This window comes from Fimbriimonas sp. LA-C6 (assembly GCF_055398105.1).
In genome coordinates this window covers 4,377,415-4,392,699 of record NZ_AP038796.1, presented here as the reverse complement: position 1 = coordinate 4,392,699, position 15,285 = coordinate 4,377,415, and the positions used below count along the sequence as shown (strand labels likewise).

General features: G+C 51.0%; 12 protein-coding genes. 6 read left to right on the top strand and 6 right to left on the bottom strand.

Going from position 1 to position 15,285, the window contains the following annotated elements; all coding sequences use genetic code 11:
- Nucleotides 1-2,202 carry a DUF255 domain-containing protein gene (locus tag ACZ51B_RS20210; RefSeq protein ID WP_464295152.1) on the bottom strand — a complete coding sequence of 734 codons (2,202 nt, stop codon included), beginning with the start codon at nt 2,200-2,202 and terminating at the stop codon, nt 1-3.
- 121 nt (nt 2,203-2,323) lie between these two features.
- Between ACZ51B_RS20210 and ACZ51B_RS20205 the strand changes: the two genes are divergently transcribed.
- Together ACZ51B_RS20205 and ACZ51B_RS20200 are read left to right on the top strand one after the other, a co-directional pair.
- Nucleotides 2,324-2,944 carry a hypothetical protein gene (locus tag ACZ51B_RS20205; RefSeq protein WP_464295151.1) on the top strand — a complete coding sequence of 207 codons (621 nt, stop codon included), beginning with the start codon at nt 2,324-2,326 and terminating at the stop codon, nt 2,942-2,944.
- Between the two features lie 58 nt (nt 2,945-3,002).
- Entirely contained in the window at nt 3,003-4,352 is a 1,350-nt protein-coding gene (locus ACZ51B_RS20200; RefSeq protein WP_464295150.1) for a flotillin family protein, read from the top strand.
- On the opposite strand, the gene ACZ51B_RS20195 is transcribed toward ACZ51B_RS20200, so the two are convergent.
- Nucleotides 4,330-5,622 (bottom strand): hypothetical protein, encoded by a 1,293-nt coding sequence (locus tag ACZ51B_RS20195; protein ID WP_464295149.1) that lies wholly within the window; start codon nt 5,620-5,622, stop codon nt 4,330-4,332. The two genes, ACZ51B_RS20200 and ACZ51B_RS20195, sit on opposite strands and share 23 nt — an antisense overlap.
- Before the next feature lie 838 nt (nt 5,623-6,460).
- Between ACZ51B_RS20195 and ACZ51B_RS20190 the strand changes: the two genes are divergently transcribed.
- Complete coding sequence (locus ACZ51B_RS20190) at nt 6,461-7,033, top strand: PEP-CTERM sorting domain-containing protein (RefSeq protein ID WP_464295148.1); 573 nt, start codon at nt 6,461-6,463, stop codon at nt 7,031-7,033.
- Nucleotides 7,034-7,046: 13 nt separating this feature from the next.
- On the opposite strand, the gene glyA is transcribed toward ACZ51B_RS20190, so the two are convergent.
- From glyA to ACZ51B_RS20175, 3 genes are all read right to left on the bottom strand, one after another.
- The gene (gene glyA, locus ACZ51B_RS20185; protein ID WP_464295147.1) at nt 7,047-8,369 is read right to left on the bottom strand and encodes a serine hydroxymethyltransferase; all 1,323 of its coding nucleotides are present in this window, start codon (nt 8,367-8,369) and stop codon (nt 7,047-7,049) included.
- A 108-nt stretch (nt 8,370-8,477) separates the two neighbouring features.
- A complete protein-coding gene (locus ACZ51B_RS20180; RefSeq protein WP_464295146.1) occupies nt 8,478-9,356 on the bottom strand; it encodes a polysaccharide deacetylase family protein in 879 nt (292 codons plus the stop codon).
- Nucleotides 9,357-9,456: 100 nt separating this feature from the next.
- A complete protein-coding gene (locus ACZ51B_RS20175; protein WP_464295145.1) occupies nt 9,457-9,711 on the bottom strand; it encodes a type B 50S ribosomal protein L31 in 255 nt (84 codons plus the stop codon).
- 168 nt (nt 9,712-9,879) lie between these two features.
- On the opposite strand from ACZ51B_RS20175, the gene ACZ51B_RS20170 reads away from it, so the two are divergent.
- Together ACZ51B_RS20170 and ppdK are read left to right on the top strand one after the other, a co-directional pair.
- Nucleotides 9,880-10,767, top strand: coding sequence for an HDOD domain-containing protein (locus ACZ51B_RS20170; protein WP_464295144.1), 888 nt, complete (start codon nt 9,880-9,882; stop codon nt 10,765-10,767).
- A 198-nt stretch (nt 10,768-10,965) separates the two neighbouring features.
- Complete coding sequence (gene ppdK / locus ACZ51B_RS20165) at nt 10,966-13,671, top strand: pyruvate, phosphate dikinase (protein ID WP_464295143.1); 2,706 nt, start codon at nt 10,966-10,968, stop codon at nt 13,669-13,671.
- Between the two features lie 44 nt (nt 13,672-13,715).
- Here ppdK and ACZ51B_RS20160 read toward each other — a convergent pair whose 3' ends face one another.
- Entirely contained in the window at nt 13,716-14,168 is a 453-nt protein-coding gene (locus ACZ51B_RS20160) for an SRPBCC family protein (RefSeq protein ID WP_464295142.1), read from the bottom strand.
- A 119-nt stretch (nt 14,169-14,287) separates the two neighbouring features.
- Between ACZ51B_RS20160 and ACZ51B_RS20155 the strand changes: the two genes are divergently transcribed.
- On the top strand, nt 14,288-15,232 hold the full coding sequence (locus ACZ51B_RS20155) for a hypothetical protein (protein WP_464295141.1): 945 nt from the start codon (nt 14,288-14,290) through the stop codon (nt 15,230-15,232).
- Nucleotides 15,233-15,285 lie beyond the last annotated feature (53 nt).

The following is a 15,285-nucleotide window of genomic DNA, read 5'->3' as shown; positions in this document are numbered from 1 at the left end:
TTAACGAACGATGACACCACTGAGTGTCTTCTCGGAAGGAAGAAGACACTCAGAATCGGTGCAGGGCTGGTAACTCACCTTGACTTCAAACTCTGCTCCACTCTCGCCTTTAGGCAAGCTGACCGTAAAAGGAATTGTGAGATTGCCGGTGTAAGCGTAATTTTCGCCGAGTGGATAATCCACCTTTGCCTCCAGCGGTTTCACGACAACCTGTGTTGCCGTAAGCCATCTGGCTGGTGGATCAAAGCTATTTAAGTGAACACCTTCTGGGATGGAGAAAAGCACATTAAACGTCGCTTTGCCTGAAGCGTCGGCGACTAGTTCCTTCTTATCTAAGTGAATCGAGACTTCCGTGGATATAGGCTTAGCAACTTCTGGAGCTGCTTCTTCCAGCTGTACGTACGGCATTGCTGAAAGATAGATCGCTTCAGTGGCCTGAGGCGCCCGTTCCATCCATCCTACAAGCGACTGAACGCTTTTCATGGCTCGCTCGTGATCCCCAAGTGCGGTCAGTGAGCGAATAGCGATGGCGTTAGCACTCGGCGCTGGTTGATCAAAGACCGGCTTGGTCTTACCAAAGAGGAACTCGTGGTTATCAGACGTGCCATAGAAGCCACCCTGTTCATCGTCATAAAACAGCTCCACCATCCGTTCTTTTAGTCGGATTGCCTGTCCTACCCATTCTTCGGCAGTAATAGGTCCTGGGACCTCCGTGCCCTGGTTGCTCTCAATGAAACTTCTAAATCGGGCTATCTTGATGAGACCATCAATGAAATATGCGTAGTCCTCTAAGAATCCTTTGCCGCTTATCACGCCTTGGGCTATCTGGTGAGGCAGTTCGCCGAAGCGCGCTTCAGCCTCCAGCAAAGCCATAGCAGCTCTCTCAGCCAAGTTAAGAATTCCAGCGTCCGCCAACGCTCCGATCATGAGGCCGTTCCATCCAATGAGAGCCTTATTGTCCAGCCCAGGATGAGTGCGCGGCGTTCGTGCCTCTAGCAACTTATGAAGGTGTGCGTCGAACTGGTCTCCTTGATCTTCTTTGAGATGAAGGATGTTGCTGCCAGTTCTTTGCTGGGTAGCTTCGTCAAGGAAATTCCCTTCCTCAGTCACGCCATAAATGGCGCAAAATCTTCCAGATTCTTCTCCTAAAACTGCATCGATTTCGGCTTTGGTCCAGACGTAGAACTTCCCTTCTTCCCCTTCACTATCCGCGTCCAGAGCTGAGTAGAAGTAGCCTTCTGGAGCGGTCATCTCACGCTCTAGCCAATTGACGATTCCGCTTGCTGCGCTGACAAAAAGACTCTCCAGTTGCGGTTCAACACTATGAGCCATCGCAGCTGCACGCGAGAAATTAGTTAGCAGGAGCGCGTTGTCGTACAACATTTTCTCGAAGTGAGGAACAAGCCACTCACGATCAGTGCTGTAGCGATGGAAGCCGCCGCCAACATGATCGTGAATACCGCCTAACGCCATGCGCTGCAAAGTGAAGAGCACCATGCCAAGTGCCGCTTCTCTCACTTCAAGTTCGGCATCATCGGCGTAGACGTACGCCGTGAGCATTTCTATCGCAGTATGTGGCGGAAACTTGGGTGCACCACCAAAACCACCGAATTCGCTGTCAAAGCTCTGGGCTTGAACCTGGATGCCCTGCCGAATCAAAGCGCCATCCAATTTAGTGAAGGTGTTTGGGGCACGCGTTCCACGTGCTTCGCCAAGCGCCGTGGCATACTTCTCGCCGCTCTCAATAATGTCTGCTTTCTTAGACTTCCATGCATCAGCGAGCCGCGCACAAATAGTCATAAATCCGAAATGGTTGTCACGATCATCCTTGGGCCAGTAAGTGCCACCAAAGAAGGGCTTCTTGTCTGGGGTTAAGAAGACACTCATCGGCCAGCCACCACGCCCAGAGGAGAGTTGCACGAAGGTCATATACGCTTCGTCGATGTCCGGACGCTCTTCCCGATCAACCTTCACGCATATGAAGTTGTCGTTGAGCACTTTTGCAACTTCATCACTCTCAAAGCTCTCATGAGCCATCACGTGACACCAGTGACACGAGCTATACCCGACGCTTAGGAAAACAGGTTTGTTTTCGGACTTGGCTTTTTCAAACGCCTCTTCCCCCCACGGATACCATTCGACAGGATTATCTTGGTGCTGAAGGAGATAAGGACTCGTCTCACTTGAGAGGCGGTTAGGCATACTACAGTGTAGAAGGTTTTGCTACACCATGATTCGTCTACCGTTTTGGTCATTCGACCTGGCGATGGAATGTGTGTAGCGCAATCTTTTACCTAGCTAATCTGTATCGGAGTTGGAAGCAGTGTTTGAACTATTGTTCTTGGTTGGATTCTTTGGATTTCTTGGGATGGTTGGGCTTAGTTTTTCTGACTCAGGCCACCATCGAATCTCGGCTGGAAATTCGGGCGGACACTCCCATACTGGACATGGTCCGCATGCACATGGACCCGCTCACTATAGCGGCGGCATCAAGGGCTTCAAACTTCCGAACGTCCGATCCTTGCTTATCCTCACGCCACTTGACATCTTTTCCATCTGCCTCGGCGCCGGCGCAGCAGGCATTTTGACAAAGGGTGGCCCGTACGCTGCCTATGCAATCTACTTTGCAGTGCTAGGTGGAATCGTCTTGAACTACGGGATTATCAAACCACTCATGTCCCAATTACTGAAATTTGCTAGCAACCCTAGTGAGGGACTGGAGGGCACCATTGCAAAGCAGGCTGTCGCAACCTCACGCTTTGATTCTCATGGCCAAGGAATAGTCCAGATCGAAATGGATGGGCAAATCGTTCAAGTTCTCGCTACCCTCGAGCAGGACGAGTGTCTTCGAGGTGTTGAAGTCAAAAAGGGGGACATGCTCCTCATCATCGACGTTGACTCGAAACGCAACCAGTGCCGGGTCACTCGCGAATTGAGTTCATGAAACCTCACTTCGTCACTCTCCGTATCGTTAGAACCAGCTTCTAGAGGCCAAATTAAATATGTTAGAGAATGGATTCGTCTTACCGATCATCATCGTTGTTGTTGTACTCTTCATTCCGATCCTTGTAAGCCGCTTACTTCGGACCGTGGATGCCGGAACTATCCGCATCGTGAGTTGGCTAACAGGTGGTACCAAGATCTACAAGGGCCCTGGTAAATCGATGGAATTGCCGCTCCTCACAACCGGAACAACTCTTCCAAGCAAGGCCATCAACATCGATCTGGACATTTCTGACCAAACTGCGGACGTCGATCGATCGGGGCAACCTCGCCCCATCAAGGTTCGAGTGCTAGCCAGCGCGATCGTCTCCGTCGGAGACAGCAATGAGTCAATTCGAACCGCGGCAAACCGGTTCTTCGCAATGCCTCAACCGGTCCAAAATTCCACGCTCACGGACCTCTTAACGTCAACAGGGCGTCGTGCCATCAACCTGTTGCACCACGACGAACTTTTCAACGCAAAGGCAAACATTCAGCCCAGTCCGGGTGAAGAAGCCGCTCTAGCTAAGGCGATGAGCGCTTATCCTTCTATTCCGGTGGAAGATGACGACCGCCTAGCCATCATTATCAAGAGCGCATGTTCTCGTGAGCTCCAAGACCTTGGCTTAGTGTTCAACTCTTTGAACATCAAGGAAGTACAAAGCGAAGTCGCGGATGCGCGCCGAAGACAGTCGGCCGTCGAAGCGAAAGCAAATGCGGACATTGTTCAAGCTGATCAAGAGCGACGCTCTAAGGAAGCTCAGTTAGGCGCCGAGCAAGCAGTCAACGACAAACAACGTGACCTAGAGCAAAGACGTGCGGAGAACGCTGCGGTCATTGCAGAAGCAGAGGCCAAGAAACAACAAGCTCTACAATCATTACGAGAAGCTGAGTTACGAGCAACACAAATTGCTCAGTCGCTTGCCGATGCCGAAAAGCTCAAGATCAACGCCGAGGCGCAAGCGGAAGCGGAAGCAATTCGGCTTCGAAAAGTCGCATCAGCACAAGCAGAAGCGATTCGCGAAGTTAACTCCGCCATCGCAGAAGGTGGAGATGCCTACCTGGCACTACGTCAGTTGGAGATGTTGCCCCAAATCGCACCAGTCATTGCCAACGCGCTAGCCAACGCAAAGATGGTGAATATATCAAGTGACGGACGTGGCGCAGCGGGTGGTACCACGGACCAGATCGTCTCGGTGATCCAAACGGTGATGGCAGCGCAACTCGTGAACAACTCAGTTCATCTCGGCCCGGACAACTCTAAGCCGGTGATTACTCAAGCGCCAGCCCCCGCACCAACGCCAACACCGGCTTCTAGCACTTTCGAGACAACAGCACCAAGAGTCATCAAGCCGCCGAAACAGCAGTAGCATCGATGCGGTTATTGATATAACGAAGCGACTCGTCGATCTTCTTAAGCTCCACTTCCTTCTCAGCGAGAATGGAGTGGAGCCCTTCGATCTGTTCTTTATAGGTCGCGTCGGCTGAAGCCACAGCCTCGTCAAATACTCGCTTGGCTTCTGCCACCTCAACTCCAATCTGCGCATCAATTGCCGATCGACGCATATGGTAGGTCAGCTGAATACATAGACCGATAAAGACTGGAATCGCCGTTCCGATGAGTGCAATTTTGCCAAAGAACGTCTCAACTCCCAGTTTCAGGCCGTTGAATCCCAAAACCACGAATGCAACAACATAGAGGGTAAACGCGCCACAGCCTGTTCCGACCCCCATTAGGCAGCCTCTCTGAGCAACTTCCCCCTTCCCTTCCTCTTGCACCATAGATTGTCTGGCCAGGTTAACGGTTTGCTGCTGAATTGCTCGAGCTTGTCTTACAAGATCTTGGCGCGCTTCCCAAGCTGCCTCTACCGACTTTCGTGCGTTCACAAGCGCTTCATGACGCCTTTTGTGCTCCGACTTGATCGACTTCGCTGAACTCGTGAGGAGGTTGGCTCGTGAGTGGTCCGCCAACCAGGTTGCATATGAAGAGATGATCAAATCCGCTTTGTCTAAATACGCTAGAGTTGGCTGAGCATCGTCGATAAGTCCGCGATCGATATGAAGCTCCATGTCTCCAAGAGATTCTGCCTCTAAAACTTTCTTAGTATCCTGAACCCAAAGTTCACACTTTTTGAAGGCACTCTTTCTTTCGCGAAGTTGAAGCTTTACAACAACGTCAAGCAAGTCCAATCCAATGCTAAGAATGATCGGATTGTTTAGCATGGATATGATCGAGGAAGGACGAACATTCAAGGCAGATTCAATATGCCGCTTAGCGGATTCAAAATCTCCTATTGCAACTGCGTACGTCGCAGCTTCAACATGGGTTGAAGCTGTCTTCTTGATATCAAGTGCCGCTTGGACCAGTTTGTAAGACTCATTGTAAACGCCATCTAATGAGTAGAGATGGGCCAACATTCGACAAGTGAAATGCGTGCAGTTAGGCTGTCTATGAGTGCAGTCATTTGCGCGCCGAAGAAGAATGACAGTTTCATCACGGCTACCCGTCAGTGCCCATGTGGTCATCGCATAGGCAAGCAGCGAACTCGGGAAGTTCAAACCAGACTCATTGTTGATGTCCACGAACTGGTGACGTACCTCTCTGAGGAGGGAGCCGCGTTCCGTGTCCTCTTCTCTCATGGCATGGATTAGGTTTGGTAGAACGGCAACCAGTCGCCGCGCAAGAAAGTCATCCAAACCTTGCGTGCAGAAGGAAAATTCTCTCTTGAATCCCGCCCTTTCGTCCAAGATTTCCGAGGTCTCGTCATCCAACTCGTCCCAAATGGCATCTGAAGGATGTATGTGGACGTCAGATCGGGCTTGCTTATCCTTTGGAGCCTTGAGAAGGTTCAAACTATCTTCAAGACATTGAATTTCGGCCCGAAAAGCTGCAGGACGTTCTGCTGCTAAGTCCTTGAGGTGCTTTAGATTAACAAGGGCATTGGGTGCTAAGCTGCGTAGCCGTTCCATCTCGAACCGAACGGTATCGTGCTTATTGGTCTCCAAGAACAATAGGGCGAGCCGGTACTGTATCCCGACCATCCACTCATTGGGTTCAGGCTGTTTACCAAAAATTTGGTGACTAATAATATGTTCTGGCTTTTCGACCGAATCCATGTAGGCGAGAAACTCCTATGAGGGTTATTGGCAAATTTTGCTGGGATAACAACCCTAAAGACATGGAAGTGCTGATTTCCCACTAATCCACCGCTCCGAACCCACTCTTAAACGTTTAATAACAGTGGGCAAAACTCTAGTACAAATGCCTATTTAGTCAAATCTTCGGATGGTCTGCTTTTCTCCTCGAAGCCAATCAGGTTCAAAGAACACCTAAGTTCTCCTGCGAGCCGCCTCCCAACCGGAAGCACCAAGGAGGATAGATTCAGTACTTTTGCTAGACTGGATGTAATTGACTGAATACAAGCCTTGTTGTAACGCCATTTCTACAAGTAAAGTTGAGTGGTATTTGGAGAAAAGGATGATTCGAAAATCTTGTTTCACACTCGCACTTGCTCTGGTTGGCACCAGTTCAGTGTTTGCAATCGGCCTGCCAAACGTATTGAAGGGTCAGCCAGTTACCGGGTTCGGTACCGTCACCGGGACACTTCCAAGCGTCACTGACGAAGTATTCGGTGCTCGTGGGAGCGATCCTATGCAGGGAACAGCTTGCTGGACCGACCTTCGGTCTGGCGTGGAGATCACCTTGGATAGAAGCTACGAGATCTCATCAATGATCTTCCAAGGCGAAGGGACTTCAGGGTTCCACATTAGCTACCTGGGAAGCGACCTAAACTGGCACACCGCTTGGGATATCGCTCCGTCAACGGAGACCGGACTGATCACACGACCCGACGCTTCCGATAACACGGCAAAGTACCTCTTGCCTTCCCCCATCACGACCAACTTGATCCGAATCACTGGCATTACGGGTAACGATTTCTGCGTTTCAGAACTGCAGGGATTCGGTAAACCAACCCCAGAGCCAGCAACAATGGCTGCTCTAGGGTTGGGTGCTCTGGCCCTCGTGCGACGACGACGAGCCAGCAAGTAATACCAAGAACAGCTTAGGCGCTGTGTATCACGAACCTGGAGCATAGAGCGACTACATCGCTCTTTACTGCCTCCAGGTTCTTTTCGTTTTGAGGGTCAACAAGCACTCGATTGATTAGCGATGCGACTTCCTTCATTTCAGGCTCCTGCATTCCGCGTGTCGTCAGTGCAGCTGTTCCAAGTCGAATGCCACTCGTAATGAGGGGCGATTTATCATCAAACGGAACAGAGTTCTTGTTACAGGTGATATTGGCAAGATCCAAGGTGAGTTGAGCTTGCTTGCCGCTTAACCCTTTGTTCCTAAGATCGATCAACATGAGGTGATTTTCCGTTCCGCCAGAAACAATGTGGTATCCCAGATCCATCATTGCGCCCGCTAGCGCCTGCGCATTAAGAATCACCTGTTTAGCGTAATCTCCAAACTCCGGTCTCAAGTTCTCTGCAAAGCCTACAGCCTTTGCTGCAATCACGTGCATGAGCGGGCCGCCCTGGATTCCAGGAATTACCATGGAGTCCAGGAGTTCCGACATCATCTTAGTTCGTCCGCTCTTGGGAGCAACAATCCCAAATGTATTCTCGAAGTCCTTGCCGAGCATGATCATTCCTCCTCGGGGACCCCGGAGAGTCTTGTGCGTGGTAGTCGTCACGACGTGAGCATAAGGAATGGGACTTGGCAATAGTCCCTTTGCGATGAGGCCAGCTGGGTGGGCAATATCTGCAAATAGAAAAGCGCCGACCGAGTCGGCGATCTCACGGAAGATCTTAAAATCGATCGGGCGTGAGTAAGCGCTTGCGCCAACCGTGATCATCTTGGGCTTGACCTTCTTAGCTGTATCAGCCACAAGGTCGTAGTCTAATCGCTCAGTCTTCGGATCAATGCCATAGGAGGTGAAATTGTATAGCTGCCCGGAGAAGTTCACCGGAGATCCGTGAGTAAGGTGACCACCGTGAGATAGGTCCATACCCATAACCGTGTCACCTGGTTTAAGGAAAGTGAAGTAGACAGCCATGTTGGCGGTACTGCCGGAATGAGCCTGAACATTCACATACTCCGCCCCAAATAGCTCCTTGGCACGATCTCTGGCCAAGTTTTCCACTTCATCAACAACCTCACAGCCTCCGTAATAGCGTGCGCCAGGATATCCTTCCGCATACTTATCGGTGAGAACACTTCCCATCGCTTCGCGCACAGCAGTGCTGGCAATGTTCTCGCTTGCGATGAGTTCTAGGTTGTGCTCCTGTCGCGCCTCTTCTTCCTTCAGGAGATCAAAGAGGACCGGATCCGATTGGCCTAAGGCAACTCGGTGTTTTGCGACAGAGGACTGAGCAGTAGTCATATGAGATTATAGAACGTCAGAAAGCCACTGAATCCAGTTACAGAAGCCATAGCCTAGGAACCTCACACCGTTTGGCTAAGTTTGGGTATTTCCTTTTAAGCTGAAGCACTATGGGTTCTTGGACGCGACACTCGCTGCTACCGGATTTGCAACGACGTCCACCGGATTTGGCAACTCTTTCAGGAACTCGGCCGAGGTCTTAAAATCGTAACCTTCTGCCTTGGCCCTCCTGATGATCTCAGGGAGTGCCTTCGTGGTAATCGGGTTGTCGTGGAGGAGAATAATGACGCCGTTCTGAAGCTGCTTCATAACACGCTCAACGATGATTTCAGGCGTCAGCTTGGAGAGCTGACGCATCTGCTCCTCATTCATGTCGGTTACTTTGCCCGTGCTGATGAAATCTTTGGCTCCGGCGTTCCAACCAATCATCACGTAGCCCATCTTCTTAACTTCGGCTAAAACAGCGTCGTTGAATTGCATCCCAGGAGGGCGCAAGAACGTCATTCTCCTACCTGTCGCCTTCTGAACATTCAGCTCACAGTTGTGAATTTCGTTATAAACCTGCGTGTTCGTAAGTTTGGTGAGCCGCAAGTGATCCTGTGTGTGGTTTCCGACCTCGTGCCCCTCATCAATCATCCTTCGGACAAGGTCAGGGCGTTCTTTCACACGCAGACCAACCACGAAAAACGTCGCTGGAACCTTCTCTGCCTTTAAAATGTCGAGAATGGTTGTCATGCCAGCATGAGGTCCATCATCTATGGTCAGCAAGAGTGACTTGTGAGCCCGACTTCCCCGCTTGAGATAGCGCTCATTTGCGTTATAAAGATCCTTACCAGCAGACCGGTTCCTCCAGTAGTTAAGGCTAAAGGCATTCTTCAGACCATCAGTGGCGGAGCGCAGTTTAACCAATCCAAACCCAATGAGGGCTAGAACGACAATACTGATAACTGAAAAACGGACGAGCTTCTTAGGGGAACTTGTGGTCATGGAAGAACTTCAAACGTGACTTGTTAAATTGTTATACATAAAAAACGGGAATCTGCCTCTGCAGATTCCCGTTTTGTTGCTATTGCAGGAGCGAATAGGCTCAGCTCTTGGAAGGTGCGCCCTGCTGACCATAACGTCGCATAAACTTCTCGACGCGTCCGGCCGTATCCACAAGTCGCTTCTGACCCGTGTAGAAAGGATGAGTGTAGGCACTGATTTCAACGTTTACAACGCTGTACTCCACGCCATCGATCACTCGAGTGTTGTTCGTCTTAGTGGTGGAAATACCAGTCCACTCGTGCTCTCCGTCAACAAAGAGAACTGGATAAATGTTAGGATGGATAGCGGTCTTCATGGTTGCAACTTTCAGATTTCCCTCTATTTTGGCTTATCGGCGTCGTTTTTCGCAACCCACCTGTAATTGTCCTAAATCTTTCAGAAAACACTCTGTTGAGACGTGAAACTAGCCGATCTTATGTCTGTGGTTTCACCAATCTCATGATAGGGATGTTCACAGATTGAAATGAAAAGTACGCTCGATTTCTCAATATTGGAGAAGAAGTTCTCGAATCCGACTGCCTTTCCAGAACTTCCTTCTGCAGCCTTACGTTTGACGGAGATGCTTGATACAGGCGATGCAAGTGCAAATGAGTTGGAGAGGGTGATTCTAGGCGACCCATCTCTAACGGTCAGTCTGCTACGAGCGGCTACATCCGTCAGTTATGGAGTCGCCACGAGACCAGTGACGACCATCAAACAGGCGATTATGGTTCTCGGCCAAAAGAGCGTTCGAAACATCGCGGTTTCGATGTGGGTTCAGTCCATGATGTGCTCGTCATTTGCACGAACACCGCTTGATCCCAAACGATTCAGTCAGCACGGAATTTTTGTAGGATTCTTCAGTCGCTATCTGTTTTCTATTTGCCGACAAAAGGAGAAGTTCCCAACAAACCTCAATCCCGACGAGCTCTTCGCGGCAGGAGTGTTGCACGAAGTTGGGACAGGCCTCCTAGCAACGATCGATCCAGAAGTTTTTGACAAAACGCTGAGACTCGCAACCGCAGGCGAAGTCACGTTGGCTTCTAGCTTCAAATATCTAACAGGACACTCGATCTATGAGTTAGGTTCGTATGCCATCAAGTCTTGGGGGCTGCCTGGCCTGTTTTCCGATACATGCGACTACTTGGACCACCCTAAGGATCATCAAACGGAGAGCGTTGCCATGATGTGCATGCACTATGCAAATTACATTTCGAACACTCTGGGATACGGCCTGCTTCCACGAAGGGCAAAAATGGAAATCGATCCTGAGATTCTTGAGCGAGTTAAGATTCCCGACGAGGATCTCCCCGGCGTCGTAATGCTAGTTGCAAACCACACAAGAGACTATATCGGTCAGAAAGCAGCTTAGGATCAACGCCCAACTTTGAAGAGGACAAATGGCACGGATACCCGGAAACGGTATCCGTGCCATTTGTGTTATGCAGACCCAATATTGGTTATGAATGAACGGGAAAGGTAGAACCTCCTAGGGGTAGACTTCGGCTCTGCTCGTACGGCCCGCCAACGACGACGATGCCCGCAGCACACCAGGAGACCAGAAAACCCAATGAGCAATAAGCGCGTCTATCTATTCCGCGAAGGCGACAAAAGCATGCGCGACCTACTCGGCGGCAAAGGTGCAAACCTAGCCGAGATGACCAACATCGGCCTACCCGTGCCCCCCGGCTTCACCATTACCACTGAAGTCTGCACGGAATACTACACGGCCGGTCGCAAACTGCCAGATGGCCTGCTTGATGAAATCAAGACCGCTGTCGCCGACGTCGAAAAGCAGATGGGACGAACCTTCGGTGGTTCAACCAAGCCTTTGCTCGTTTCTGTACGCTCGGGTGCCAAGTTCTCAATGCCAGGCATGATGGACACAGTCCTCAACCTCGGCCTTAACGAGACCACTTTAAAGGCGCTCATCGAAGAGACACAAAACGAGCGATTCGTATACGACAGCTACCGCCGATTCATCATGATGTTCTCAGATGTATCGTTCGGCCTGAGCAAGCACACATTTGACGAAGAGATTTTCGGACAGTACAAGGCCAAGGTTGGAGCAAAGAACGACCTCGACCTCAACGCAGAGCACCTGAAAGAGATCTGCGGTCTGTTCCTTGAGCATGTTCGCAAGAACGCAGGTCGCGAGTTCCCCAGCGATCCATTTGAGCAGCTTGCTCTTTCCACAGAAGCAGTCTTCCGCAGCTGGAACAACGACCGAGCCATCTACTACCGACGAACCGAGAAGATCCCCGACGAGATCGGTACTGCTGTTAATATCCAGTCGATGGTTTACGGCAACGCTGGTGACGACTGCGGAACGGGCGTTGCATTCACTCGCGACCCATCCACAGGCGAGAAAGCTCTCTTCGGCGAGTATTTGATGAACGCACAGGGCGAAGACGTTGTTGCTGGTGTTCGAACTCCAGTACCCATCAGCGAGCTTCAGAAGCAGAACGAAGCCGTTTACAACGAGTTTGTTAAGACTTGCGATGTACTTGAGCACCACTACAAGGACATGCAGGACCTCGAGTTCACCATTGAGCACGGCAAGCTGTATATGCTTCAGTGCCGATCTGGTAAGCGAACCGGACCTGCAGCGGTTAACATCGCTGTCCAGATGGTGCATGAAGGACTCATCACCAAGGAAGAAGCTGTCCTTCGAGTAACCGGCTCTCACCTCGACCAACTTCTCCACCCACGTATCGACCCAGAGAGCTTTGAGGGCGCTACCCTCCTTGCCACTGGTCTTGCAGCATCACCGGGTGCAGCTGTTGGTGAAGTTGTATTCGATGCAGACACTGCAGCTGAGCGTGGAACGCACGGCGGACTCAACCATAAGGTCCTTCTCGTTCGCGATGAGACCAACCCAGACGACGTGCACGGCATGATGGCTGCTCAAGGCGTTCTCACAGCACGTGGCGGAAAGACCTCGCACGCAGCAGTTGTTGCTCGTGGCTTTGGTATTCCTTGCGTCGCTGGCGCCGAGGCTATCCATGTAGATGTCAACTCCAAGCACTTCAAAGTCGGCGGTCACGTCGTCAAAGAAGGCCAGGTCATCACGATGGATGGCAGCACTGGAAACGTCTACCTTGGCGAGCTCAAGCTGATTGCTCCTGAAGTAACTGGCTCCTTTGGCGAGCTCATGGGCTGGGCAGATGGCTTCCGAACTATGAAGGTTCGCGCTAACGCGGATAACCCACGAGACGCTCACCAGGCTCTTGAGTTTGGCGCAGAAGGTATTGGTCTCTGCCGAACCGAGCATATGTTCTTCGAAGCAGATCGACTTCCTATCGTTCAAGAAATGATCTTGACCAAGGATGAGGCTGTTCGACAGGCATGTCTCGACAAGCTTCAGGTTGTCCAGCAAACCGACTTCGAAGGCATCTTCGAGGCCATGGTTGGCAAGCCCGTAACCGTCCGACTCATCGACCCACCTCTCCACGAGTTCCTCCCCTCACACGAGACTCTCGTTCGCGAGACCACCGAGCTGAAGACTCGATTGCAGCTTCAACCAGCAAACGACGCCGACAAGGCCAAGTACGAAGAGAAACTGAAGCTTCTTGCTGAAGTTGAGTCGATGAAAGAAGCCAACCCGATGCTTGGTCTTCGTGGTGTTCGACTTTCGATCGTCATGCCAGGCTTGGTTATCATGCAGACTCGCGCTATCCTTCAGGCAGCCGCAAAGCTGATCAAGCAGGGCAAGAGCGTGATGCCTGAGATCATGATTCCGCTTGTATCCACTGTGAACGAGCTTCGAGTTGTCCAAGGACAGCTTGAGTCTGAAGCGAAGAAGATTGTCGAAGAGCAAGGCGTTGAAATTCCTTACTCCTTCGGAACCATGATCGAAATCCCGCGTGCTGCTCTTACAGCCGGTGAAATCGCTCAGTACGCTCAATTCTTCTCCTTTGGAACCAACGACCTTACACAGACCACCTTTGGCTACTCGCGAGACGACGCCGAAGGCAAGTTCCTTCAGAAGTACGTTGAGAACAAGATCCTTCCTCGTAACCCATTCGAGACTATCGACACTATCGGTGTTGGTCGCTTGATGAAGTTGGCTGTCGAAGAGGGTCGAGCTGCTCGACCAGGCATGAAGTGCGGTATCTGCGGCGAGCACGGCGGCGATCCAGAGTCGATCTACTTCTGCCAGGAAGTCGGCCTAGACTATGTAAGCTGCTCACCTTTCCGAGTGCCTATCGCTCGATTGGCATCTGCTCAGGCTGCTCTCCAACAGGGCAAGACCCGAGTTACTGCTGATAAGTAAGCGGTAGCTTGAAAAGGCCCTTCCTATTGTAGGAGGGGCCTTTTTCATTTTGCATACAAGCGCTGGTGCGCCGCCAAGACCCTACCCCAGGCCGCGTCGAAATAGTCGTGCACTTGGCTCCACTCATCACCTGGTTGCCATCCTAAGTGGGTCAAGGTCATTCTGGTCTGACCAGCTGCCCGCTCGAATTCAAGCACAACCCAGGTGCGTTCTTTGCGTACATTAGGAAATTGGGGCGGAGCGCTCCAGGAGAAGGAGAGCATTCGGGTTGGCAGATAGCTCAAGACCACACAGTCTTCACTGCCTCTCTGGCCCACTTCCCCGTCCACCAAAAAGATGAGTTCGTAGGCACCACCGATTCGTAGATCGATGGTTGCTACAGGGCTGAAAAACTTCACAATCCGATTCGAATCGGTCCAGTCTGCCCATGCTTCCTCTGGGGTCGTGTTGATAAGGACCGACTTCTCGATAGGCTTAAGTCCATATTCGTATTCCACATGCTCATTGTAGGGGTAAGTACATGTCACTCCCAAACCTAGCAGGACGGAAAGCCATCTGAAATTTCAAAGCTCCGAACGCCACCTTATCTTGATTCCGTCAAAAGAGATGTAAATCAATGGAGTACATCAAACGATCCCTGGGATCTTTTACGGCATCTGCAATCAACAACTGTGGTGACGTCACTGGCTACAATACGCGGGGACAGGGTGTCGTTATGTCCAACGAAGGAGTCGTAGTTTTCGGAAACTTGCAAACTCAACCGCTAGACATCAATGACCACGGTCTCGTAGTTGGCCGAACAGGAAACACAGCCTTTGTATGGGACGGTAACAACCTCACCGACCTCGGACCAGGATGCGCTCACAGCGTCAACAATTTGGGTGAAGTGTGCGGTGTAACCGTTGATGCTACTGGCCAATCCTTCGCCACTATTTGGAAACTAGGAGAGGTCATGTGGCAGAGTGATCAACCAAGTGTCGCACTCAGCATCAATGACAATTCGATCACCGTTGGTTGGCAAAAGGATGTCTCCGGCATAATGGTTCCTACACTATGGGAATCTGGTACATCCCACTACTTACCAATGCCACCAGGAATAACATCTGGTGTTGCAACCGGGATAAACGCTCGAGGGGTAATCATCGGTCACACTCAACGCCAGACACATTTCACAGGACTCACCTGGACCTCAGAAGGGGTTCAAATGCTGACCAACCCTAAGTGGATGCTCTCCTGTATGCCTCGGCAGATTAACAACAAAGGTCTCATTGTCGGCACAACCGACAAAGAAGACCTGTTTCTGCCCGGAAAGCGACGAGACAATGGTGCTTTTGTTTTAAGAGACGGTGTGATGTTTGACTTAGACACCCTATGCATGGAACTGAGCTTCTTACAAGGCGTTGTCGGCGTAAATGATGAGGGAGCCATTTTGTCCAACGAGAACGGATTCGCCTCAATGCTCGTCCCAGCAGAGACCAGTTACTCCAGGTTTACATTCGAAAACAATGGCCCGTTGACAACACTCAAGGGTCGGATTGCAACACTTTTCGGGATGTCCTAGTGATGCGTGCGTTAAGGCTTGGTTAAGCGTGTAGGTATCTGTCAACCTAATAG